This window comes from Flavobacterium sp., from assembly GCF_043773265.1.
In the GTDB taxonomy this organism is placed as follows: Bacteria; Bacteroidota; Bacteroidia; order Flavobacteriales; family Flavobacteriaceae; genus Flavobacterium.
Genome location: NZ_JAYVFH010000144.1, coordinates 1 through 23589 on the forward strand (window position 1 = coordinate 1; position 23589 = coordinate 23589).

The following is a 23589-nucleotide window of genomic DNA, read 5'->3' on the forward strand; positions in this document are numbered from 1 at the left end:
CGCAGTCGAGGGAAATTTTGAATGGCAAAAATAAAAATTAAAAATGACATTAAAACATATTACTACTAAATAATCACTTGCGTTTTCTTACTTTTCATATTCAACAAAAGTTAAATATTTTAGATTGAGATTTTCAAATGTAACGAAATCGATATAATACTCATAAAATTTAAAAAAATAGTATGCGCGCATATAAATATTAGAAATATATTTTATACTTTTACACTCAGAAAAATCTTTTAATTTATATATAATGAAAATATTAGTTTGCATCAGCCATGTTCCTGATACTACTTCCAAAATCAACTTCGTAAATGGCGATTCAGAGTTTGACACCAATGGAGTTCAATATGTTATCAATCCAAATGATGAATTTGGTTTAACAAGAGCAATATGGTTTCAAGAACAGCAAGCAGCAAATGTTACTGTAGTAAATGTTGGAACTTCAGATACAGAACCAACACTTAGAAAAGCATTAGCTATTGGAGCAAATGAAGCAATTCGTGTAAACGCAGCAGCAACCGATGGTTTTTATGTTGCAAAACAATTAGCAGAAGTTGCAAAGTCAGGAAATTATGATTTGATAATTTGCGGAAGAGAATCATTAGATTATAATGGTGGAATGGTTCCAGGAATGTTAGCAGGATTGTTAGGTTTCAACTTTGTAAATTCTTGTACAGAACTTACAATTGATGGAACTACAGCTAAAGCATCAAGAGAAATCGATGGAGGAAAAGAACTTATTGTAACATCATTACCATTAATTGTTGGAGGTCAAAAAGGTTTGGTTGAAGAAAAAGATTTACGAATTCCAAACATGAGAGGAATTATGACAGCAAGAACTAAAGTATTAACCGTTCTTGAACCAGTTACGGCTTCTGTTGAAACTAAAGCGGTAAAATTTGAAAAACCAGCTCCAAAATCGGCAGTAAAATTATTTTCTGCAGATGATTTAGACGGATTAATAAACGCATTACACAACGAAGCAAAAGTAATCTAGTAATCAGTGTTCAGTCGCGGTTTTCAGTTGTAAAACTTTAAACCTAAAACTTTAAACTTTAAACAAAAAAATTATGTCATTATTAATATACGCAGAATCAGCCGATGGAAAATTCAAGAAAGTAGCTTTCGAATTAGCATCTTATGCAAAAAAAGTTGCAGAATCTCTTGGCACAACAGTAACAGCAGTAACTGTAAATGCTACAGATGTTTCAGAATTATCTAAATATGGTGTAGACAAAGTATTGAAAGTATCTAACGATAAATTAGCCAATTTCACAGCCAAAGCTTTCGCCGATGTTATAAAACAAGCAGCACAAAAAGAAAATGCTAAAGTAATTGTACTTTCTTCAACAACAGATAGTTTGTATCTTGCTCCACTTGTAGCGGTTGGATTAGAAGCAGGATTTGCATCAAATATTGTTGGTTTGCCAATTTCAACTGCACCATTTCAAGTAAAAAGAACTGCTTTCTCAAACAAAGCATTCAATATTACAGAAATTTTAACTGATGTAAAAGTGTTATCAATCAGTAAAAACTCATTCGGATTAGTTGAAAATTCATCATCATTATCTCAGGAAGATTTTTCTCCAACATTAAACGATGGTGATTTTTCAGTAAAAGTAACCTCAGTAGAAAAAGCATCTGGTAAAGTAACTATTGCCGATGCCGATGTTGTAGTTTCTGGTGGTCGTGGATTAAAAGGACCAGAAAACTGGGGATTAATAGAAGATTTAGCTTCGGTGCTTGGTGCAGCAACCGCTTGTTCTAAACCAGTTTCCGATTTAGGTTGGCGTCCTCACAGTGAGCATGTTGGACAAACAGGAAAACCAGTTGCAACCAATTTATACATTGCAGTAGGGATTTCTGGAGCCATTCAACACATTGCTGGAGTAAATTCGTCAAAAGTAAAAGTGGTAATAAATTCAGATGCGGAAGCACCATTTTTTAAAGTTGCCGATTATGGAATAGTTGGAGATGCATTTGATATTTTACCAAGATTAACAGCAAAATTAAAGGAATTTAAAGCACACCAAAATTAATATTCAGGAATTTTATATTCAATAAATAAATAAAAGCTATCTAAAATTAATTTTTAGGTAGCTTATTTTTTTTAGAAGCAAATCTTTTTTGTTACTTTGCGATAGCAATTCCTGCTATCCGCTTTATTTTTACAACTGTCAGGTTTATAAAAACCTGACAGTTGTAAAAGATACCGCTACTATCAGGGCTAAACGGCAAATAGTATTGAATAGAAATCAGTTTTTTCAATACACTTTCACAAAAACAAAAAACTTAGTGACTTTGCGCCTTCATGGCAAAACAATATAATATGAGTTTAGTAAAACTAACAATAAAAGGAATATCTTACAGTCAAACACAAAACGGTGCTTATGCATTAATTTTGAACGAAGTTGATGGCGAACGAAAATTACCAATAGTCATTGGAGCATTCGAAGCACAATCTATTGCAATCGCGTTAGAAAAAGAAATAAAACCACCAAGACCATTAACCCATGATTTGTTTAAAAGTTTCGCTGATAGGTTTGACATTGTTGTAAAACAAGTAATAATCCACAAATTGGTTGATGGCGTTTTCTACTCAAGTATAATTTGCGAAAGAGATAAAATAGAAGAAATTATTGATGCACGAACATCTGATGCCATTGCATTAGCACTTCGATTTGCAGCACCAATTTTTACTTATAAAAATATTTTAGATAAAGCAGGAATTTATTTAAACGCCAATCCAAACGAAATAGAAAATCAAAATACTGATGACCAAGGCGTGCTTTCAGCTCCAGAAACTTTTGGATTAGAAAACGATGACACCAATTCTAAAAACGATTATAAAAAATTTAGTTTATCAGAGTTGCACGACTTTCTAGAAATGGCAGTACAAGAAGAAGATTACGAAAAAGCAGCACGAATTCGTGATGAAATTTCTAAAAGAGAATCTTAAATTAGTGCTCAATGTTCAGTTATTAGTGTTCAGTAAAAATATTTTACAATTAAAATTTCATTCAATTTGAAAAATTGAGCTCAGTCTAAAATCTCATAGAAGATAATTAAAATAAAAAATAATTTTTCAAATTAATTCAGATTTGTCACCCTGAGCGCAGTCGAAGGGCATTTATAAAAATAAAATAATAATAAAATACGAATACAATTTATAAGATTGCATCGTTCCTCGCAAAGAAATGAAACAATACCACGATTTAGTAAAACACGTTTTAGAAAACGGAACTCAAAAAGGTGATAGAACAGGCACAGGAACTAAAAGTGTTTTTGGCTACCAAATGCGATTTGATTTATCCGAAGGTTTTCCGATGGTAACAACTAAAAAGTTACATCTAAAATCTATAATTTATGAATTGCTTTGGTTTTTAAAAGGCGATACAAATATTGGATATTTAAAAGAAAACGGAGTTCGAATTTGGGATGAATGGGCAAATGAAAATGGCGATTTAGGTCCGGTTTATGGTCATCAATGGCGCAATTGGAACAGTGAAGAAATAGACCAAATTACAGAATTAATTGAAACATTAAAAACCAATCCCAACAGCAGACGAATGTTAGTTTCTGCATGGAATCCATCGGTTTTACCAGATACAACTAAATCATTTGCAGAAAACATAGAAAACGGAAAAGTTGCTTTGCCACCATGTCACGCTTTCTTTCAGTTTTATGTTTCAGAAGGAAAATTATCTTGTCAATTGTATCAACGTAGTGCAGATATTTTTCTTGGAGTACCATTTAATATTGCTTCTTATGCTTTGTTTACAATGATGATTGCACAGGTTTGTAATTTACAAGTTGGCGAATTCATTCACACATTTGGTGATGCACACATTTACAACAATCATTTTGAACAATTAGAATTGCAATTATCTAGAGATGTAAAACAATTACCAAAAATGATTTTAAATCCAGCAGTAAAAAATATTTTCAAATTTACTTTTGATGATTTTACTTTAGAAGGTTATGATCCACATCCGTTAATTAAAGGTGTTGTTGCAGTATAAAAATACTTTTATGAAAAAAATTATTTTATTCTTTCTGCTTTTTTCAAAAGTGGTTTTTGCACAAGAATCAAACGATAAAATCATTTATTTAGATTCATTGTATAAAGAAGTTAGTATTGAATACAAGTATTACACCAAAATTATAAAAGATTATTATATAGAAAAATCAGAATATAAATTCTTGATGCTATACAAAAATGACAAGATTAAAGAAGAGAAAACTTTATCTGGAAAAGATGGAGGTTTCATAATTGGAGAAGAGCTTAGTTATTATGAAAATGGAAACAAAAAATCTTCTACTCTTTATGAAAACAAAATGCAACATGGTAAAACAATTGAATGGTATGAAAATAAAAAAATAAAAGAAGAAGGCGAATTTAATAGTGCTAATTTATCAACAGGCAAGCACTTTAAAATGATAAACTATTGGAATGAAAAAGGAGAAAAGACAGTTACTAATGGTAATGGTCTTGTAGTTTTAAAAAATGATTATTCCGAAGAAACTGGCAACTATAAAAATGGTTACAGAGATGGAAAATGGAAAGGAAAATCTTTAAAAACTACATTTAGCTATGAAGAAATTTATTCTGATGGTGAATTGGTTTCAGGCATAAGTACAAATGAAGATGGAACTAAAAACGAATATACTCAATTAGAAGTAAAACCCGAACCAAAAAAAGGATTTCAAGATTTCTACAAATATATTGGCAACAATTTTATACAAAGTGATCTTTCTTGGAAAAATAATATATATGGTAAAATTATAGTTGAATTTGTAGTTGAAAAAGATGGTTCAATTACTGAAATTGTAATAAATAAAGGATTGGGTTATGGATTAGATGAAGAAGCCATTAGAGTTGTAAAAAAATATAATAATTGGAATCCTGGCTTGCAAAAAGGAAGAAAAGTAAGATGCAAGTTTAAAATTCCAATAACAATTCAACCACCTGAATAAATTAAATTTAAATTCTTGCACTTTACAAAAATAAAATTACCTTTGCACACGAATCAAGAAAACCTTGATTCATACATAATAATCATTTAAATAATATTGGAATGTATTTATCTAAAGACACAAAAGCTGAAATCTTCGCTAAACACGGAGGAAAAGCAGAAAACACAGGTTCAACAGAAGGTCAAGTAGCACTTTTCACTTTTAGAATCTCTCATTTAACAGAACACTTGAAAAAAAATCGTCATGATTATAATACAGAGCGTTCACTAGTTCTTTTGGTAGGAAAAAGAAGATCACTTCTTGATTACTTAAAGAAAAAAGATGTTGTTAAATATCGTGAGTTAATTAAAGAATTAGGTATTAGAAAATAATACAAATTATAAGAGGTGCTTTTGCGCCTCTTTTTTTTAGCTTTTAAATTAAAAAAGTTTCGTTTTTCATTGGAATACAACAACTACAATCCGACTTACTATCGGGACAAGCAACACAACTACTCTGCCGACAGGCAGAAAACCAATGTAAAAAATTAAAAAAAGGAAAAAATTATGATTCCACAATTATTTGTAGAAAGCATCGATTTAGGTGATGGAAGAAACATCACAATCGAGACAGGACGATTAGCAAAACAAGCTGACGGTTCTGTAGTAGTTAGAATTGGTAAAACTGTAATCTTAGGAACAGTTGTATCATCAAGAAAAGCAAGTCCAGGTATCGACTTTTTACCGTTAACGGTAGATTATCGTGAAAAATTTGCTGCAGCAGGTCGTTTTCCTGGTGGATTCTTCAAGAGAGAAGCTCGTCCAAGTGACAACGAAGTGTTAACAATGAGATTAGTTGACCGTGTTTTGCGTCCGCTTTTTCCATCAGATTATCACGCAGAAGTTCAAGTAATGATTCAGTTAATGTCTCATGATGATGAAGTTATGCCAGATGCATTAGCAGGATTAGCAGCTTCGGCAGCACTTGCATTGTCAGACATTCCTTTTGAAACTTTAATTTCTGAAGCTAGAGTTGGACGAATTGATGGAAAATTCATCATCAATCCAAGTCGTGCACAATTAGCATTGTCTGATATTGATATGATGATTGGAGCTTCAACTGATTCTATTGCAATGGTAGAAGGAGAAATGAAAGAAATTTCGGAAGCAGAAATGTTAGAAGCAATTAAATTTGCACACGAACACATCAAAAATCAAATTGCTGCTCAAGAACGTTTGCAAGCAGCTTTTGGTAAAAAAGAAGTTCGTACCTATGAAACAGAAAAAACAGACGATGCTATTTACGCAAAAGTAAAAGCTGCTGCTTATGATAAAATTTATGCTATTGCAAGCAAAGGTTCGGCTAAACACGAACGTTCTGCTGCATTTGATGTTGTAAAAGAAGAAGTAAAAGCATTGTTTACAGAAGAAGAATTGACAGAAAATGGTGATTTAGTTGGAAAATATTTCTACAAAACTAACAAAGAAGCGGTTCGTAATGTAACTTTAGATTTAGGAACTCGTCTAGACGGAAGAAAAACTACAGAAATTCGCCCAATTTGGTGTGAAGTAGATTACTTGCCATCAGTTCACGGATCGGCATTATTTACACGTGGAGAAACTCAAGCATTGGCAACTGCAACTTTAGGAACATCTAGAGAAGCTAACCAAATTGATTCGCCATCTGAACAAGGAGAAGAAAAATTTTATTTACACTATAACTTCCCACCATTTTCTACAGGAGAAGCTCGTCCATTAAGAGGAACTTCAAGAAGAGAAGTTGGTCACGGAAACTTGGCACAACGCGCCTTAAAAAACATGATTCCTGCCGAAAATCCTTACACTATCAGAATTGTTTCTGAAGTATTAGAATCAAATGGTTCGTCATCAATGGCAACTGTTTGTGCTGGAACATTAGCATTAATGGACGCTGGAGTTCAAATGATTCGTCCAGTTTCTGGTATTGCAATGGGATTGATTACAGATGGTGATCGTTTTGCAGTTTTATCTGATATTTTAGGTGATGAAGATCATTTAGGAGATATGGATTTCAAGGTAACTGGAACTTCAGAAGGAATTACTGCATGTCAAATGGATATTAAAATTGATGGATTGAAATATGAAATCATGGAGCAAGCTTTAGCTCAAGCTCGTGATGGACGTTTGCATATTTTAGGAAAATTAATTGAAACTTTAGCTAAACCAAATGCAGATGTTAAAGTTCATGCTCCAAAAATTATCATGCGTACAATTCCTGGAAATTTCATTGGTGCCTTAATTGGACCAGGTGGAAAGGTAATTCAAGAATTGCAAAAAGCTACTGGTTGTACTATCGTTATTAACGAAGTTGACGAACAAGGAGTTGTAGAAATTCTTGGTACAGATCCTGACGGAATTGCAGCAGTTTTAGCTAAAATTGATTCTATCATTTTTAAACCACAAATGGGAGAAGCTTATGAAGTAAAAGTAATTAAAATGTTAGATTTTGGTGCAGTAGTCGAATATACAGATGCGCCAGGAAACGAAGTTTTATTACACGTATCTGAACTAGCTTGGGAAAGAACAGAAAATGTTGCCGATGTTGTAAATATGGGTGATGTGTTTCAAGTGAAATATTTAGGAGTTGATCCTAAAACTAGAAAAGAAAAAGTTTCTAGAAAAGCACTTTTACCAAGACCTCCAAGAGAAGAAAATAAAATTACTCCTAAAGCTGAGTAATTTATTTTAAAATAACAACTCTGTCAAAGTTTAAATCTTTGACAAGTTCAAGAAAAAAAACCTCAATTCATTCATTCAATTGAATTGGGGTTTTGCTTTTATAAAGTTGTCTAGGAATATTCATTACAGTTTTGATATCTTTATTGTAACATTACCAATATTAGTTGTTATTTTTAAAAAATATAACCCCACTTGAAGTCCTTCTATATTTAAAATCACTTCACTAGTATTGTGCATAGTTGACATAATATTTCTACCATTAATATCTAAAATTTCTGTTAAAAGTATAGTGTTCTGGCCTTGCACATTTACAACCGTTTTTACAGGATTTGGAAATACAATTAAAGTTTTATCAACAAATGTCGAAATATTAAGCATTGAACAATTAATTGTTGTTGGTACAAATTTGTTAACATTTGTTCCATCACCTAGTTGACCAAAATAATTATAACCCCATGCATATAGACTTCCGTCTGATTTTAAAGCAAGAGCGTGGTCTTCAGCAGCACTGATAGTTTCCCAATTGTAATCTGAACCTATTATTGTAGGCGTATTCCTATTCACAAAAGTTCCGTCGCCTAATTGACCAAAATAATTTCTTCCCCAAGACCACAGAGAAGAATTTGTTTTAATTGATAAATTAAAATAAAAACCTGATGATATAATTTGCCAATTTGAATCATCACCTATTTGAATTGGAGAATTTTTATTAATGTATGTTTCATCACCTAATTGTCCATAATTATTTTCGCCCCATGCCCAAAGTGTGCCATTAGATTTAAGAGCAATAGAATGAGTACTTCCTGAACTAATCATTTGCCAATTTGTGCCAGAACCTATTTGAATTGGCAAAATTTTTCCAACATTTGTGCCATCTCCTAATTGACCATAATAATTACTACCCCAAGCCCACAAGGTACCATTATCTTTTAGTGCAATTGTATGCGCATATCCTGCACTTACACTTTGCCAATTCATTGCCATTCCTATTTGTGTTGGTATATTTTTATTAGTAGTCGTTCCGTCTCCTAACTGTCCGGAAACATTAATACCCCAAGCCCAAAGAGTACCGTCAGTTTTAATAGCAGTCGAAAAAAAATCTCCAGCACTGATAAATTGCCAGTTAGTTGAAGTACCTATCTGTGTTGGTGTTTGTTTACCAAGATTTGTTCCATCCCCTAACATCCCATAATCATTTCTACCCCAAGCCCAAAGAGTCCCATCTGCTTTTATAGCAAGAGTATGTTCAATCCCTGCACTTATACTTTGCCAATTGGTATTATTTCCAATTTGCGTGGTTACATTTTTATGAATAGTAGTTCCATCTCCTAATTGTCCTAAAGAATTAGAACCCCAAGACAATAATGTACCATCAGTTTTTATACTATGACTGTGGTCTCCACCTACAGCTATTTTTGTAAAACATTGGGCAAAACTTTCCAGACTTAGGTTTATTATTAATAAAATAAGAAATTTTTTCATTTGTTTAAACTTTTTTCACATTTATAACATGCTTATTCATACAACATGTATGTTTTGATTATAAAAATACACCATATTTTTATATATAATTAAATTCCCTATAAAATAAACTAATTTTTAGTAAACTTCAAGTAACAGCAACTGTTTTATGTATTTTTATTATTAGGTATTGACCCAAAAACACACAAAGAAAAAGTTTCTAGAAAAGCACTTTTACCAAGACCTCCAAGAGAAGAAAATAAAATTACTCCTAAAGCTGAGTAATTTATTTTTAGAATATAGAAAAGCCCAACTTAGTAATTAAGTTGGGCTTTTTGGTTTTAATTATTCATAAACATTCAATTTGCATGTATAATAAATTGCGTTTTCTTATACAAGTTACTATTTCATGCACAAAAAACCAAATTCTTTATACATGATATAAAAAAGTCTCACTTAAAACAATTTAATTCTTACATTTGAAAATACCAAAACCAAAACTATGGAGTTTCTTATTTTTATTTTAATTGTATGTGTATTTATATTATTCAATAATTTTTATACTTTAAAAAAAGAAAATAATTTAATAAAATCTATTTTCGAGAGAAATAGTGAAGAAAATTCAGCCATAAAAAGAGAGATTGCCGAATTAAAAAAATCAATATCTGGAAAAACAATTGAAATTGAAACTAGTGATGATTCAATTGAAGAGATCAAACCATCTCAACCTGAAATTATTCCAGAAATTATTATTGAAGATTCTGGGTTAAGCTTCACTCCTATTGAAGAGATTGTTAAACCAACAGAAACTATTAATGTTGAAGAAATAATAATTGAAACTCCAATAATTAAAGAACCAATTATTAGCTATGAAAGTAGTTCGACACCAAGAATTGAAAAAACAACCATAATTGAAGAAAAAGTTCCTGTAGAAAGTGCCTTTTCTAAATTTCTAAAAATAGCCGAAAAACAATTTGCCGACAATTGGACAGGAATTTTAGGAACCGCAATAATGGTTCTCGGAATTGGTTATTTAAGTATTTATGCTGCTCTTAACGTTGCACCATTATTTAGAGTTTTAATTCTGTGGCTTTATGCCGGATTATTAATTGGCTCTTATTATATTTTACAAAAAAAAGAAAAATGGACCAAAACTGGTCTTTGGTTGCGAAGTGCTGGAGCAAGTTTATTTTTATTTGGTTGCTTTGGTGCATCTCAAATTCCGGCTTTAGCATTTATTAGCAATATAATCTTGGGTTATTCGTTAATTGGACTTGGAATTGGGCTAAATTTATACATTGGATACATCATAAAACAACAAACTTTTTTATCACTACACGTAGTTTTAAGTTTGCTGATTTTGTGTGTAATTCCCGAAAAAATGCTAATTACATTTCTCCTAGCAGCAATAACATCAACTGTTGGGATAATTTTATCTTATAAAGAAAAATGGGAATATCATTTACTGATTGTAATTATTGCCTTTTTAATTTTTGATATTTGGTTCAATGTCCAAGGAACATCTTTATCAAAATCTCAAAATATTTTTGCAATTCTCGGAATAATATTAGTTTCTGCAAGTTGCATGTATATGCAATATAGAAGTGTTTATGAGAATACTCGTTTTGACAAAGCAGCATTTATTACACATTTAACCAATTGGTGTTTGTTTGCAATAGGATTGATTTTACATTCTACAGGAAGTAAATTTAAAACATTTGTGCTTTTTATTGCAGCAATTATTTGTTTCTTCCTTGCATTAAAAGCCAGAAATAAAAAAGTGTTTTGGCTTTATCATCTAGACGGAATGGTTTCTTTTATTCTTTGTGCATTAAGCATCATAATGCTAAACGATTGGAATGTTGGCTTTGACATTATTGCTTGCATTTTATATTCATTAACCATCTGTTGTCTCTTTGTTTTGCACAAAGAAAAAGAAACTTTATTGTATAAAATTTTTCTTGTAATTAATCATATTGTTGCAATTGCTTTAGTGATATTTTCTTTATTAATGATTAGCAATTCACTTGTTGCCTCAAAGATTACTAATTCTTTAGCAACAACAATTGCATTGTCAATTATTGCAATTTCGGTTCCAATATATTCTGCAATAAAAAAAGAGTTTTTATCAATAGATTCGTTTTTTGGAGAAAAAAATATTAGCTTAAACGGAATTGCTTCAATAGTTTTTTCAATTTTAGTAGTTGTTAGATCTATTGATGTATTCAAATATAACTCGTTTGTTTATGTTCTATTTGCAGTTGCTTTAATTTGGGCATTTTTATATAAAAAATTCCAAAACAAAACTTTTGATATTGGCAGAGTAATCTTTTATATTTTAAGCATTTTTATTGGAATATTAATGATAAATATTCAAGATAAATCATACATAGACTTTACTTTTTCAATAGGATTATTGTCGGTAATTATACTAAATTGGACATTAAAATATTTTTATACCAATGAATCTTTTATTAAGTTTGTTGCAATAATTGGTGTGAATACTCTATTTTTAATGCTTACCCGAAAATATCTTTCAGAATATCAAATTCTTCAACTATTTAGTTTATTTGGCATTGCACTTTTAAACCATGAATTTCTTTGGATTAATTTTAAAAGAAAAACACTTCATCAAGACAATCAAACCTTACTTTATATTTGTTATTATTTCTTTATTATTATTGGAAGTTTATTATTCTTATATAGAACATTCGAATTAAGCGAAATAAAAATTGGTTTAGTTTGTTTAGCAATCTCAGCTATTGAAATCTATGTTTTATTTGCAAAAAGATTTAAAAACACAACTAATGAAACTATAATTAGTTGGAAGAATTTTAATTTATTGAATTCAGAATTTTTAATTTTTAATGCATTAGTTTTTGGGTTTTCTTGTTTAAAAATTGAATTTACTTATGTTTTTTTGACTGCAATTGCTGTAGTTAGTTTTTTCTCTTTCTTGAAATTTGAAGAATTGAAACGTTTCAATAATTATTCTATTTTATTATTAATAGGAAGTGCAATTTTATCAATTTATGTAGCAGTAGATAATTTTCATGAAAAGAGTAAAACGCTACTTTATGTAACTCAAATCACTAGTGTTGCTATTTCTATTGGCTATTCTTATTTACAATTTAAAACAGAAAACGGAAAAAGATTCATTAGTGCTTTACCTTATTTTCAAAATCTTTGGATAGTCATATTATTATTTATTCAAGTCGAGGTTAGCTATTTACCGTTATTATTTATGCTTTTGGCAATAGTGAATTATTGGCTAATTAATAAAGAAAAAATAAAAGTTGAAATTCATTTTGTGCCACTTGTTGCACTACTTGCAGTATTGGTTTCAGTTGTATATTGTTTTGACAAACTCAATGATTTTAATACAATTGATTGGATTTTACAGCTTTCTGCAATTGGTTTAGGTTTGGCTTTAACAATAGTTCTCAATAAAAAAGAAGATAACGAATCGTTAAAATCTTATTATCAAATTGTTTTGAATGTTTGGTTATCATTACTAATGTTTTCACAATTAGAACACAAATGGTTACCTGTTTATTGGTCAATTATTGCCATTGTAAATCTGTATTTATATCATAAAAAAATAAGTCAAGAAAAAAACATCAATATAGTATATTATTTTCTTGCCAATTTACACTTGGCTTTCTTAAGTTTTAATTATTATGAATCTAAATTCTTGGCTGTTTATTTACTCATTTTTGCATTGTTAGGAATTTATATTTATTTAGCATCTAAATGGTTGAAGGATTTTAAACTCAAAAACAGTTTGCTAATTTATCCTGCAACATTAAGCATCGGATTCTTTTTATATTTAACGTTTGATAAAGGAATTTTAACCTTTTTCTGGGTTTTAGAAGCATTAGCATTATTGATTTTAGGAATTATTTTAAAAGAAAAATACTTTAGATATGTATCGCTTTCACTTGTTGGAATTTGCGTAATAAGATTGATGTTTTTCGATTTGTCAAACGCAGATTTACTAATTAGAGCATTAGTCCTACTTGGAGTTGGCGTTGTACTTATTATCATGAATAGCTTATTTAAAAAATACAAAGACAGGTTTGATTAAACAATCTAATGAAAGAAGTAAACTTTGAATACTAACAAATGTTAAATTATAAAACTAGTAAAATTTGTAAGGATTTTTATATTATTTTTGAAAGACACATTTATTGTTGTACAAAATTCAATTCATTATTATTATCTGAAACATTAAAATATGCAAAAAATCATAGTATTTGTATTATTCTTTATACTCCATTTTCAAGAAGCAAATTGTCAAAAAACGACAGATTCTTCAATATATAACTGGTTTGACGATCAAATTGGAAGACAAAATCTTGATATTAACAATGGTAGAATATTTAAAGATATTTATCCAACAGTTAATAACTCATCAAGATATTTAGAAAATGAAAATTATATAGTTGGTGAAATTGAATTTGACAATCAATATTACAATAACATTTATATTAATTATGATTTATTAAAAGATGAATTATTATTAAAACCAAATGGTATAAAAGATAGAAATTCATTAATAATTATAAAAGACAAGATTAAGTCATTCCTAATTAATGATAAAAAATTTGTTAACCTAAACTATGATAAATCAATAAATTCTATTGGTTTAATTGGATATTATGAAGAAATAATTTCAAGTAACTTTATTAGTTTTTATGTAAAACATCTAAAAAATTTAAGAAATGTTTATGTAGAAAATAAAATTTATTATGAATACAATTTAAGCAACGAGTTCTATATTTTTTATAAAAATAATTTTCATAAACTAGATTCTAAAAAATCAATTCAAAAATTATTTCCTGAGTATAAGAGTGAAATAAACAAGTTTTATCAAGAAAAAAAACAGTTAGAAAACGACAATAAAGTGTTGTTCATAAAAACCTTATTAAATTATTTAAATGGTTTACAATAGAAAATTTTATACGATGCAAAAAAACATATTTGCCATGTTGTTATTGTTTTTAAGTTTTTTTATTTCTGCGCAAGAAGTAAAAGATAAGTTTTCATTGGAGTTAAATAATGCTTCACTAAAAACTGCCTTGCAAACTATTGAAACAACAACAAAATATAAATTTTATTTTGATCAAAAATGGATTGATAAAGATTCTACCATTATTTCAAAAACTTTTATAGACAAATCTATAGACGAAATTTTAGAAGATGTATTGGCTAAAACCGAATTAAATTATTTTATAGACAACAATAAAATCATCATTACAAAAAACATAAATATTGTTTCAGATTTTGATTTACAAAATACAACAACAAATTCTACATTGAAAAAAGAAGATGATGTGTTGAATAAAAAACCGGTTTTTCTAAAACAATATGACACTATAAAATCAGCAAAACAAGACATCGTTGAGCAAGTAACTATTGGGAAAGAAGCGAAAAATACAACTAAAAAATACTTTACTTTATCTGGAGTTGTAAAAAATTCAAAAACTGGCGAAGGAATTTCTAACCTTTATATAAAAGTAAGAAACACTAAAAAAAGTACTGTAACTGACAATTCTGGTTTTTATACAATTGAGTTAGAATCTGGCGTGAGTACTTTAGAATTTGAATCTGTAATTTATAAAAAATCAGCAAAAAAAATTGTATTATATAATGACGGAAAACTTAATGTAAATTTAATTGAAAATATAAATTTACTAGATGAAGTTACCATTGATGCTAAGAAAAACGAAAAAATAAAATCTACAGTAACTGGAGTAACTGTAATTGATGTTGAAAAAATTAAAAACATTCCTCTAATTCTTGGAGAAAGAGACATTTTTAGAGTTGCAGCAGCATTGCCTGGAATAAAAAATGTTGGCGAAGGCGCTTCTGGATATAGTGTTCGCGGCGGAAAAGAAGATCAAAATTTAATACTTCTTGATAATGGATTAATCTATAATCCGTCACACTTTTTTGGTTTATTTTCTGCAGTAAATCCTTTTACTACTAAAAAGGCATTGGTTTACAAAGGAAGTATTCCGGCAGAGTTTGGAGGACGATTATCATCGGTATTTGATATTACCACCAAAAACGGAAATGTAAAAAAAATTACTGGCGAAGGCGGAATTGGTCCTGTAACTAGTAATTTATCATTAGAAATTCCAATTGTTAAAGAAAAATCTAGCTTCTTGGTTGGTAGCAGAATTACCTATTCTGATTGGATTTTAAAATCATTAGACGAAGAACAATTAAAAAATAGTAAAGCATCTTTTTATGATGTAATTGCAAAATACAATCATAAAATAAACGAAAAAAACTCTGTTGAAGGTACTTTTTATACCAGTAAAGATGCTTTTAGTATATCGTCAGATTCTGTTTATAAATATACCAATCGATTATTAACTGCAAAATGGAACCATACATTAAATAAAAAAAGCAAAGCCGAATTTATTGTAACTAGCAGCGATTATAAATTTAATATTGAATACAATGCCAATAATTCAAGCTCATTTGATTTTGATTATAACATTCAAGAAACTCAATTACAATTAAAACTAGATTACTTATTAAACGAAAAACACAAGTTCAATTATGGAATTGCGAGTAAATTATATGCCATAAATCCTGGAAATTTAAATCCAAACGGAAGTTCCTCATTAATTACTCCAATTACTATTGATAAAGAACGTGGAATAGAATCGGCACTTTATATTTCAGATAATTATAAAATTTCTGATAAACTATTAGTTGATATTGGTTTGCGTTATTCAAGATTTTCATCACTTGGCGCTTCTTCACAAAGAATTTATCAAGCTGGAGTTCCAATAAATGATGCAACTGTTATTGAAGTAAAAGAATATAAAAACAACGAAGTAATAAAATCTTATGGTGGTTTTGAGCCAAGAGTTTCGGCACGCTATTTTCTATTTGATAATTTTTCAGTAAAAGCAAGTTATGATAAAACCTATCAATACATTCATTTATTGTCAAGCAATACCACGCAATCGCCAACAGATACTTGGAAATTGTCTGATTTAAATGTTAAACCACAAGCGGCACAACAATTTTCAATTGGTCTTTTCAAAAATTTATCTAAAAACGATATAGAGTTGAGCATTGAAGGTTATTATAAAAAATCTAAAAACTTTTTAGATTATAAAGTTGCCGCACAAATTTTATTAAATGAAAATATTGAAACCGAATTGTTACAAGGCGATGGAAAAGCTTATGGCGTTGAGTTTTTAATAAAAAAATCGGCAGGAAAATTAAACGGTTGGCTTGGATACACTTATTCTAGAACTTTTATAAAACTTGATAGTGAGTTTAATGAAGAAAAAGTAAATAATGGCAATTATTTTCCGGCAAATTTTGACAAACCTCATGATGTAAGTTTAGTTTTAAATTATAAATTTACGCAACGTTATAGTATTTCGTCTAATTTTGTATATCAAACTGGCCGACCAATTACTTATCCAATTGGAACTTACACTTATCAAGGTGCAGAATATACTTTGTATAGCGATAGAAATAAATTTAGAATTCCCGATTATTACCGATTTGATATCGGATTTAATGTTGAAGGAAACCACAGAATAAAAAAATTGGCACATAGTTTTTGGAATTTTTCAATTTATAATGTTCTTGGAAGAAACAATCCATATTCAATATTTTTTGTAACCGACAATGGAAAAATAAAAGCATATCAAACATCAATTTTTTCAATACCAGTACCAACAATTACTTATAACTTTAAATTTTAGTTATAAAAATCAAATAATATGAAAAAAATAATTTTATTAAAATCTTTACTATTTCTTGGGCTACTTTTTAGCTTAGTTAGTTGTGTTGATCCTTATAAACTTCAAACCACCAATTATGAAGAAGTAATTGTTATTGAAGCAACAATAACAAACGAATTAAAACGACAAGAAATAAAAATTTCTAAAACCTATACATTTGAAAACGATGGTCCAGTTTTAGTTGAAAATGCAACCGTTTTTATTACTGATGATAGCGGAACACAATATGACTTTACAGAAGAATCTGGCAGGTATTTATCTAATAATGAATTTCAAGCCATTACAGGAAAAAATTACACATTAAATGTAGCAACAGATAATGGAAGAATGTATAAATCAACTCCACAAACACTTACAACCATAAACCAAATAGAAAGTTTGGTTCCAACTGTAGTAACCAATAACGAAGGAGAAAGAGGTGTTCAAATTGCAGTAAATAATTTTGATGCAACTAACACTTCTAAATATTACAGGTATGAATATGAAGAAACTGCCAAGGTAACTGCACCTTTATGGAGAGATTTAAAAGCAATACTATTGCCACCAACTGCAGAAATAAATCATTTTTACATTTCATTAATTCCTAGAGATACAGAAGCAAGAACTTGTTATACACCAACCAAATCAAATTCTATAATATTAACTACGACTAATCAGTTATCAGAAGATAGAGTTGTGAATTTTCCGGTAAGATTTCTTTCTCAAAACGATTATACAATTGCAGAACGTTATAGTATTTTAGTAAAACAATATTTAGAAAGTTTAGAATCCTATACTTTTTATAGAACATTAAAAGAAATTTCGGCCTCTGGTGATGTGTTGTCTCCAAGTCAACCAGGATTTTTTTCAGGAAATCTAACATCAGTTTCAGATTCTGAAGAAAAAGTAATTGGTTTTTTTAATGTATCATCTGTTTCTGAAAAAAGGTTGTTTTTTAATTATACCGATTTATTTCCTGGCGAACAATTTCCACCCTATTTTGATGATTGTGAATTATCCGATTTTAACTATTGTTTTCAAGCAGCTCCAGCAGATTGCGACGGAACAAGATTAAATAATCTAGTACAATCTAATTCTTTATTATATTACTCAATAAGTGGTGAGATTTATACATTTATTAAACCCATTTGTGGAGATTGCACATCATTTTCATCAAATATAAGACCAACATTTTGGATAGACTAAAACAATTTTCTTTGCTATTAATTGTAACAATTAATACTACATTTCTTTTTGCTCAAAAAAGCGAATCCCATTTTCTTGGAAAAAACATTGACAAATCATCAACAGAAAGCTTGTTTGTAACAACCAATAATAATGCTTTTGTAACCGGAGAAACATTATATTATAACTTGCAATGTTTAAATCCTATTGATTTTAAAACAAGTTTTATTAGTAAAGTTGCTTATGTACAACTTATATCGAGTGATAAAAAAATTGTTGCCAATCAAAAATTATTTCTAAAAAACGGAAAAGGATATGGTGATGTTTTTATTCCAACAAATTTAAATTCAGGTAATTATAAATTGGTTTCTTATACAAACTGGATGCTAAACAAAAACGAATCTAGTTATTTTGTAAAAGATATTATTATTGTAAATCCTTATCAAGCCCAAACTAAAAATAGTATTAATAAAAATAGTGCAGAATCTGTTATAGAAAATCCAACTTCAAATATTATAAACGGATTGGAAATTTTAACATCTAAAAAAACATATTCGCAAAGAGAATTAGTAAACTTTAAAGTTAAATCAAATGAAATAATTGATGGTAATTATTCGGTTTCAGTAAAAAAATTGGATGAACTCACATTAAAAAACAATTTAAATGCTGCAAGATTTTCAAAAACAAATACTACTTCAGAAATTAATAAAACTAATTTAATTCTTCCAGAGCTTAGAGGTGAAATAATATCTGGAAAAATAACTTCTAAAAATAATGAAAATCCAATAAGCAATATTTCAGTTGGAATTTCAATTGCTGGTGAAAATTTTATTTATAAAGCAACAAAAACAAACTCAGCAGGAGAATTCTTTTTTAATATTGATAAAGAATATGATACTCCCAATGCTATTGTTCAAGTTATAGATAATAATAGAGTTGAATATTCGATTTTTATAAATGAATCACCAAATATCAATTTAGACAATTTATATTTTGATACAAATTTTTCATTGTCAGAAAATGTAATCTCAATAATAAAAGAAAGAGCAATTTCATCACAAATAGAAAATGCCTATTTTGACACAAAAAAGGATAGTCTTCTTGATACAAGAAATACAAAATTGTTTTATAATTCATTAGAAAAAGATTATTTACTTGATAATTATAATAGATTTCCAACGCTTTTAGAAACAATAACCGAAGTATTAAAAGAAGTTATTTACACAAAAAACAATGGCAAATACACTGTTTTAGTTAATGATTATAATGAAAATATTTCTTTGTCTGAACCAACCTTAATTTTAGTTGACGGACAATTAATTCAAGATGTTAATACTATTTTAGATTTAAAAATGGAGGATATTTATAAAGTAAGCATTATTCAAGGTGGTTATTTTTATGGACCAAATTTATACAACGGAATGATTAGTATTATATCTAAAAATCATGACTATCTAATGAAACTAAATGGTGATTACATGATAAAAACCAATAGAATAATACCAAATAAAGAAAAAAAATACTTTGCTCCAGAGTATGCCATAACTAATAATAACGAACGAATTCCAGATTATAGACATCAATTATTATGGTTGCCAAATTATGACATAAATGAATTAATTTCATTCTATACTTCAGATGTGAAAGGAACTTTTGAGCTTACAATTGATGGATTTACTAATGAAGGATTGCCGGTTTCTATCACAGAAACATTTGATGTAAAATAAATAAAAAATAATTTTTATCGTTTTTTGTAACTTTTTTGCAACTCATCACGTATAACTACCTGAACACTTTAATTAAAGTAAAAATAAATGAGACAGCTCAAAATCACCAAGCAGGTAACTAATCGTGAAACTGCTTCCTTAGACAAATACCTACAAGAAATTGGAAAAGTTGATTTGATTACTGCAGATGAAGAAGTAGAATTAGCTCAAAAAATCAAAGCTGGAGATCAAAAAGCTTTAGAAAAATTGACAAAAGCTAATTTGCGTTTCGTAGTTTCTGTTGCAAAGCAATACCAAAATCAAGGACTTACACTTCCAGATTTAATAAATGAAGGAAATCTTGGTTTAATAAAAGCAGCACAACGTTTTGATGAAACTCGTGGATTTAAATTCATTTCATATGCAGTTTGGTGGATTCGTCAATCGATTCTTCAAGCACTTGCAGAGCAATCTCGTATAGTTCGTTTACCTTTAAATAAAATTGGTTCTATCAATAAAATCAACAAAATGTATGCTTTGTTAGAGCAATCTAATGAAAGACCACCATCTGCTGAGGAAATTGCTAAAGAACTTGACATGACTGTAAATGATGTAAAAGAGTCCATGAAAAACTCTGGTCGTCATTTATCAATGGATGCACCACTTGTTGAAGGAGAAGATTCTAATCTTTATGACGTTTTACGTTCTGGAGAATCACCAAATCCAGATAGAGAATTAATTCACGAATCATTACGTACAGAAATTGAGCGTTCATTAGAAACTCTTACACCAAGAGAAGCAGATGTAGTTCGTTTGTACTTTGGTTTAGGTGATCAACATCCAATGACATTAGAAGAAATTGGTGAAACTTTCGATTTAACTCGTGAGCGTGTACGTCAGATTAAAGAAAAAGCTATTCGCAGATTAAAACATACATCAAGAAGTAAAATTTTGAAAACATATTTAGGATAAAAGATTTGTTTCAAGTTTAATGTTTCAAGTTATTCAAACAACTTTAAACTTGATACTTGATACTTTTATAAAACTAACAACAGTTTGATTAACTGTTCGTTTTTTGATTGATGATCTGCCTGTCGACAGACAGGTTGAAACTCCGGCTGATTACCGGAGTTTTGTTTTTTGCGAGGCAAACAAAACTCCAGTCTGTTCGCAAAAGCTCGGGTTTCCGGAGTTTTGTTTTTTGCGAGGCAAACAAAACTCCAGTCTGTTAGCAAAAGCTCGGGTTTCCGGAGTTTTGTTTTTTTATTAAACTTCAATATTCAAAATTCCAAGTTGAATATTCAACATTCAAAACATTTGTGTTTTAAATTAACATTGTCGCAAAAAAAAAATTTTTTATAAAAAGTTGAATATTAAAAATTCAAAAATTAGAGTTTATAAATTTGTACATTTGCATAAATGTTGAATATTCAATGTTGAATAACGAATTTTGAAATTAAAAAATGAAAGATACCATAATTGCTCCATCAATTCTAGCAGCAGATTTCGCAAACCTTCAACGCGATATAGAAATGATAAACAATAGCGAAGCCAATTGGTTTCATATTGATATTATGGATGGTGTTTTTGTGCCAAATATTTCATTTGGAATGCCAGTTTTAGAAGCAATTACTAAACATGCTAAAAAAATAATTGATGTTCATTTAATGATTGTTGATCCCGATAGATATATAAAAACTTTTGCGAGTTTAGGTGCAAATATATTGACAGTTCATTATGAAGCTTGTACTCATCTTCATAGAACACTTCAGGCAATAAAAGCAGAAGGTATGAAAGCTGGTGTTGCCTTAAATCCTCACACAAATATTGATTTACTTGAAGATGTTATAAATGATATTGATATGATTTGTATAATGAGTGTAAATCCAGGTTTTGGTGGTCAATCGTTTATAGAAAACACTTATGACAAAGTAAGAAAACTAAAAAGTTTAATAGAAAGAAAAAATGCTATTACACTTATTGAAATTGATGGTGGAGTAACTAGTAAAAATGCAGTTCAATTGGTTGAAGTTGGAGCAGATGTTTTGGTTGCTGGAAACTTTGTTTTTAAAGCCGAAAACCCAACGGAAACTATTGCAGACTTAAAGAGAATTACATCTTTTTAATGAGTGTGATTTAGCATTATACTAACTTTTTTAAACAATTGCGGAAACTCTTCTTGAAACAATTGAGGCGTTTCAAAATAATGTTCCATAATTACGGCTAAAAATTCAAAATGATTAGTGTATGCGTAAATTCTAAAATAGTTAGAATTTATTAATTTGTCTTTATTGGGTTGAAAACTTACTTCTTTTTGAATTTGAGTATAAATTCTCGAAAAAATAATTGCACTTGCATCATCACTTTTTAATCCATGAAAATGTAAAACATGAGCAAATTCGTGAATTCCTAAATTAAAATTATCATTAGATATTTCAAATCCAGACAAGAAATCATCCCACGAAAAAACAATAGCTCTCATTCTAGGATTAAATTCTCCTTTATGATTTGCATCGCTAACTGTAGAATAATATTGTGTTGGATAAACAATTATTTTATCAATTACTTTATACAAATAATTTCTCATGCCAAAAGTTAGCATTACAGATGTAGCTGCAATTAATACTTTTACTTCGTCTGTAATAACAAAATTGTTTTTACCAATAAACTGAAAATGGTTTATAAAAGTTGCGACTCTATGCTCAAAATATTTTTTTTTCTTATCAGACAAAGTAGTATAAAAAACAAATTGATTCTTTAAAATAAAAGCTTGATTAGCAGTTAATGATTTTTTATTTGGATAAAAATGAACATAAAATGGCTTGTTGTAAAGTAAACCAAAGTTTTCTTCAGAAACTGTAAAAACAAAAGCAAAAAGCAATATTAAAACTGGAATTAAAAGAAATAAAGCAATCGCAATCATGAAGTTTCTTTTGTTTTAATAATTTATTTTGTGACCTCGGCAGGGTTCGAACCTGCAACCATCAGAGCCGAAATCTGATATTCTATCCAGTTGAACTACGAAGCCGTTTTGAAGTATGAAATACAAAGTTGGAAGTACGAAGTTTTCCTCATATATTATAACTCGTACTTCATACTTGAAATTATACCAAAAGTTTCTTAACAATTGTAGAAATAGTTTTTCCTTCGGTTTGTGCGCCAATTTGTGCCGATGCTAATCCCATAACTTTTCCCATTGATGCAATTCCTGATGCTCCAGTTTCGGCAATAATTTTGGCTACTACAGCTTCTACTTCTTCTTCTGATAATTGTGCAGGAAGGAATTTTTCGATTACTGCAATTTGAGCCAACTCTGGTTCGGCTAAATCTTGACGGTTTTGTGTAGCAAAAATACTTGCGCTGTCTTTTCGCATTTTTACTAATTTTTGTAAAATCTTTATTTCGTCAGCTTCTGTAATTTCTTCTTTACTTCCAGTTGCTGTTTGGGCTAATAAAATTTCTGATTTAATGGCACGAAGTGCTTCAAGAGCAATTGTATCTTTAGCTCTCATTGCTGTTTTTATTTCGTCCATTATTTTTTCTGATAAACTCATTGTTATTTTAGATTTTAGATTAATGATTTTGATTTCTGATTTGATTTTTGCCAGGCACGAAGCAATCTCTAAATTATCCTAAAACTTCGTGACTGATTGCGGTTAAAATCCTTTGCGCTTTTTTCTTTAAAAATGTAAAGATTAATATGAAAATGGATTGATTAAAACTTTAACTACTTTGAAAAATCTTTGCAAATTTAGTTAAATTTTCTTTATAATTTAAAGATTGCTTCGTGCCTCGCAAAAA

17 protein-coding genes and 1 tRNA gene are annotated in these 23589 nt (G+C 29.2%); 14 read left to right on the forward strand and 4 right to left on the reverse strand.

Annotated elements, in window-relative coordinates:
• Positions 1-253 precede the first annotated feature (253 nt).
• The 7 genes from ACH2BO_RS07635 to ACH2BO_RS07665 all read left to right on the forward strand — a co-directional run bounded on the left by ACH2BO_RS07635 (position 254) and on the right by ACH2BO_RS07665 (position 7676).
• Positions 254-1000 carry an electron transfer flavoprotein subunit beta/FixA family protein gene (locus ACH2BO_RS07635; RefSeq protein ID WP_395044158.1) on the forward strand — a complete coding sequence of 249 codons (747 nt, stop codon included), beginning with the start codon at positions 254-256 and terminating at the stop codon, positions 998-1000.
• A 73-nt stretch (positions 1001-1073) separates the two neighbouring features.
• Positions 1074-2042, forward strand: a complete 969-nt coding sequence (locus ACH2BO_RS07640) for an electron transfer flavoprotein subunit alpha/FixB family protein (RefSeq protein ID WP_395044159.1) — start codon at positions 1074-1076, stop codon at positions 2040-2042.
• A 290-nt stretch (positions 2043-2332) separates the two neighbouring features.
• Entirely contained in the window at positions 2333-2962 is a 630-nt protein-coding gene (locus ACH2BO_RS07645) for a bifunctional nuclease domain-containing protein (RefSeq protein WP_395044160.1), read from the forward strand.
• Between the two features lie 238 nt (positions 2963-3200).
• Complete coding sequence (locus ACH2BO_RS07650) at positions 3201-4025, forward strand: thymidylate synthase (RefSeq protein ID WP_395044161.1); 825 nt, start codon at positions 3201-3203, stop codon at positions 4023-4025.
• A 10-nt stretch (positions 4026-4035) separates the two neighbouring features.
• The gene (locus ACH2BO_RS07655; RefSeq protein ID WP_395044162.1) at positions 4036-4980 is read left to right on the forward strand and encodes a TonB family protein; all 945 of its coding nucleotides are present in this window, start codon (positions 4036-4038) and stop codon (positions 4978-4980) included.
• Positions 4981-5081: 101 nt separating this feature from the next.
• Complete coding sequence (gene rpsO, locus ACH2BO_RS07660; protein ID WP_395044163.1) at positions 5082-5351, forward strand: 30S ribosomal protein S15; 270 nt, start codon at positions 5082-5084, stop codon at positions 5349-5351.
• Positions 5352-5525: 174 nt separating this feature from the next.
• Complete coding sequence (locus ACH2BO_RS07665) at positions 5526-7676, forward strand: polyribonucleotide nucleotidyltransferase (RefSeq protein WP_395044164.1); 2151 nt, start codon at positions 5526-5528, stop codon at positions 7674-7676.
• Positions 7677-7799: 123 nt separating this feature from the next.
• On the opposite strand, the gene ACH2BO_RS07670 is transcribed toward ACH2BO_RS07665, so the two are convergent.
• Entirely contained in the window at positions 7800-9158 is a 1359-nt protein-coding gene (locus ACH2BO_RS07670) for a T9SS type A sorting domain-containing protein (protein WP_395044165.1), read from the reverse strand.
• Positions 9159-9639: 481 nt separating this feature from the next.
• On the opposite strand from ACH2BO_RS07670, the gene ACH2BO_RS07675 reads away from it, so the two are divergent.
• From ACH2BO_RS07675 to rpe, 7 genes are all read left to right on the forward strand, one after another.
• Positions 9640-13224 (forward strand): DUF2339 domain-containing protein, encoded by a 3585-nt coding sequence (locus ACH2BO_RS07675; protein ID WP_395044166.1) that lies wholly within the window; start codon positions 9640-9642, stop codon positions 13222-13224.
• Positions 13225-13374: 150 nt separating this feature from the next.
• Entirely contained in the window at positions 13375-14091 is a 717-nt protein-coding gene (locus ACH2BO_RS07680) for a hypothetical protein (protein ID WP_395044167.1), read from the forward strand.
• Positions 14092-14104: 13 nt separating this feature from the next.
• Entirely contained in the window at positions 14105-16879 is a 2775-nt protein-coding gene (locus ACH2BO_RS07685) for a TonB-dependent receptor domain-containing protein (RefSeq protein WP_395044168.1), read from the forward strand.
• Between the two features lie 18 nt (positions 16880-16897).
• Positions 16898-18103 carry a DUF4249 domain-containing protein gene (locus tag ACH2BO_RS07690; RefSeq protein WP_395044169.1) on the forward strand — a complete coding sequence of 402 codons (1206 nt, stop codon included), beginning with the start codon at positions 16898-16900 and terminating at the stop codon, positions 18101-18103.
• Positions 18104-18114: 11 nt separating this feature from the next.
• Positions 18115-19809: a hypothetical protein gene (locus tag ACH2BO_RS07695; protein ID WP_395044170.1), complete on the forward strand. Its 1695-nt coding sequence runs from the start codon at positions 18115-18117 to the stop codon at positions 19807-19809.
• An 87-nt stretch (positions 19810-19896) separates the two neighbouring features.
• A complete protein-coding gene (locus ACH2BO_RS07700; RefSeq protein ID WP_007137700.1) occupies positions 19897-20760 on the forward strand; it encodes an RNA polymerase sigma factor RpoD/SigA in 864 nt (287 codons plus the stop codon).
• 491 nt (positions 20761-21251) lie between these two features.
• Complete coding sequence (rpe, locus tag ACH2BO_RS07705) at positions 21252-21914, forward strand: ribulose-phosphate 3-epimerase (RefSeq protein WP_395044171.1); 663 nt, start codon at positions 21252-21254, stop codon at positions 21912-21914.
• On the opposite strand, the gene ACH2BO_RS07710 is transcribed toward rpe, so the two are convergent.
• The 3 genes from ACH2BO_RS07710 to ACH2BO_RS07720 form a co-directional block, all read right to left on the reverse strand.
• Complete coding sequence (locus ACH2BO_RS07710) at positions 21911-22711, reverse strand: zinc-dependent peptidase (protein ID WP_395044172.1); 801 nt, start codon at positions 22709-22711, stop codon at positions 21911-21913. The two genes, rpe and ACH2BO_RS07710, sit on opposite strands and share 4 nt — an antisense overlap.
• Before the next feature lie 31 nt (positions 22712-22742).
• Positions 22743-22816: transfer RNA gene (locus ACH2BO_RS07715), tRNA-Arg, on the reverse strand.
• Between the two features lie 76 nt (positions 22817-22892).
• Positions 22893-23342 (reverse strand): GatB/YqeY domain-containing protein, encoded by a 450-nt coding sequence (locus ACH2BO_RS07720; protein WP_395044173.1) that lies wholly within the window; start codon positions 23340-23342, stop codon positions 22893-22895.
• Between the last annotated feature and the right edge of the window lie 247 nt (positions 23343-23589).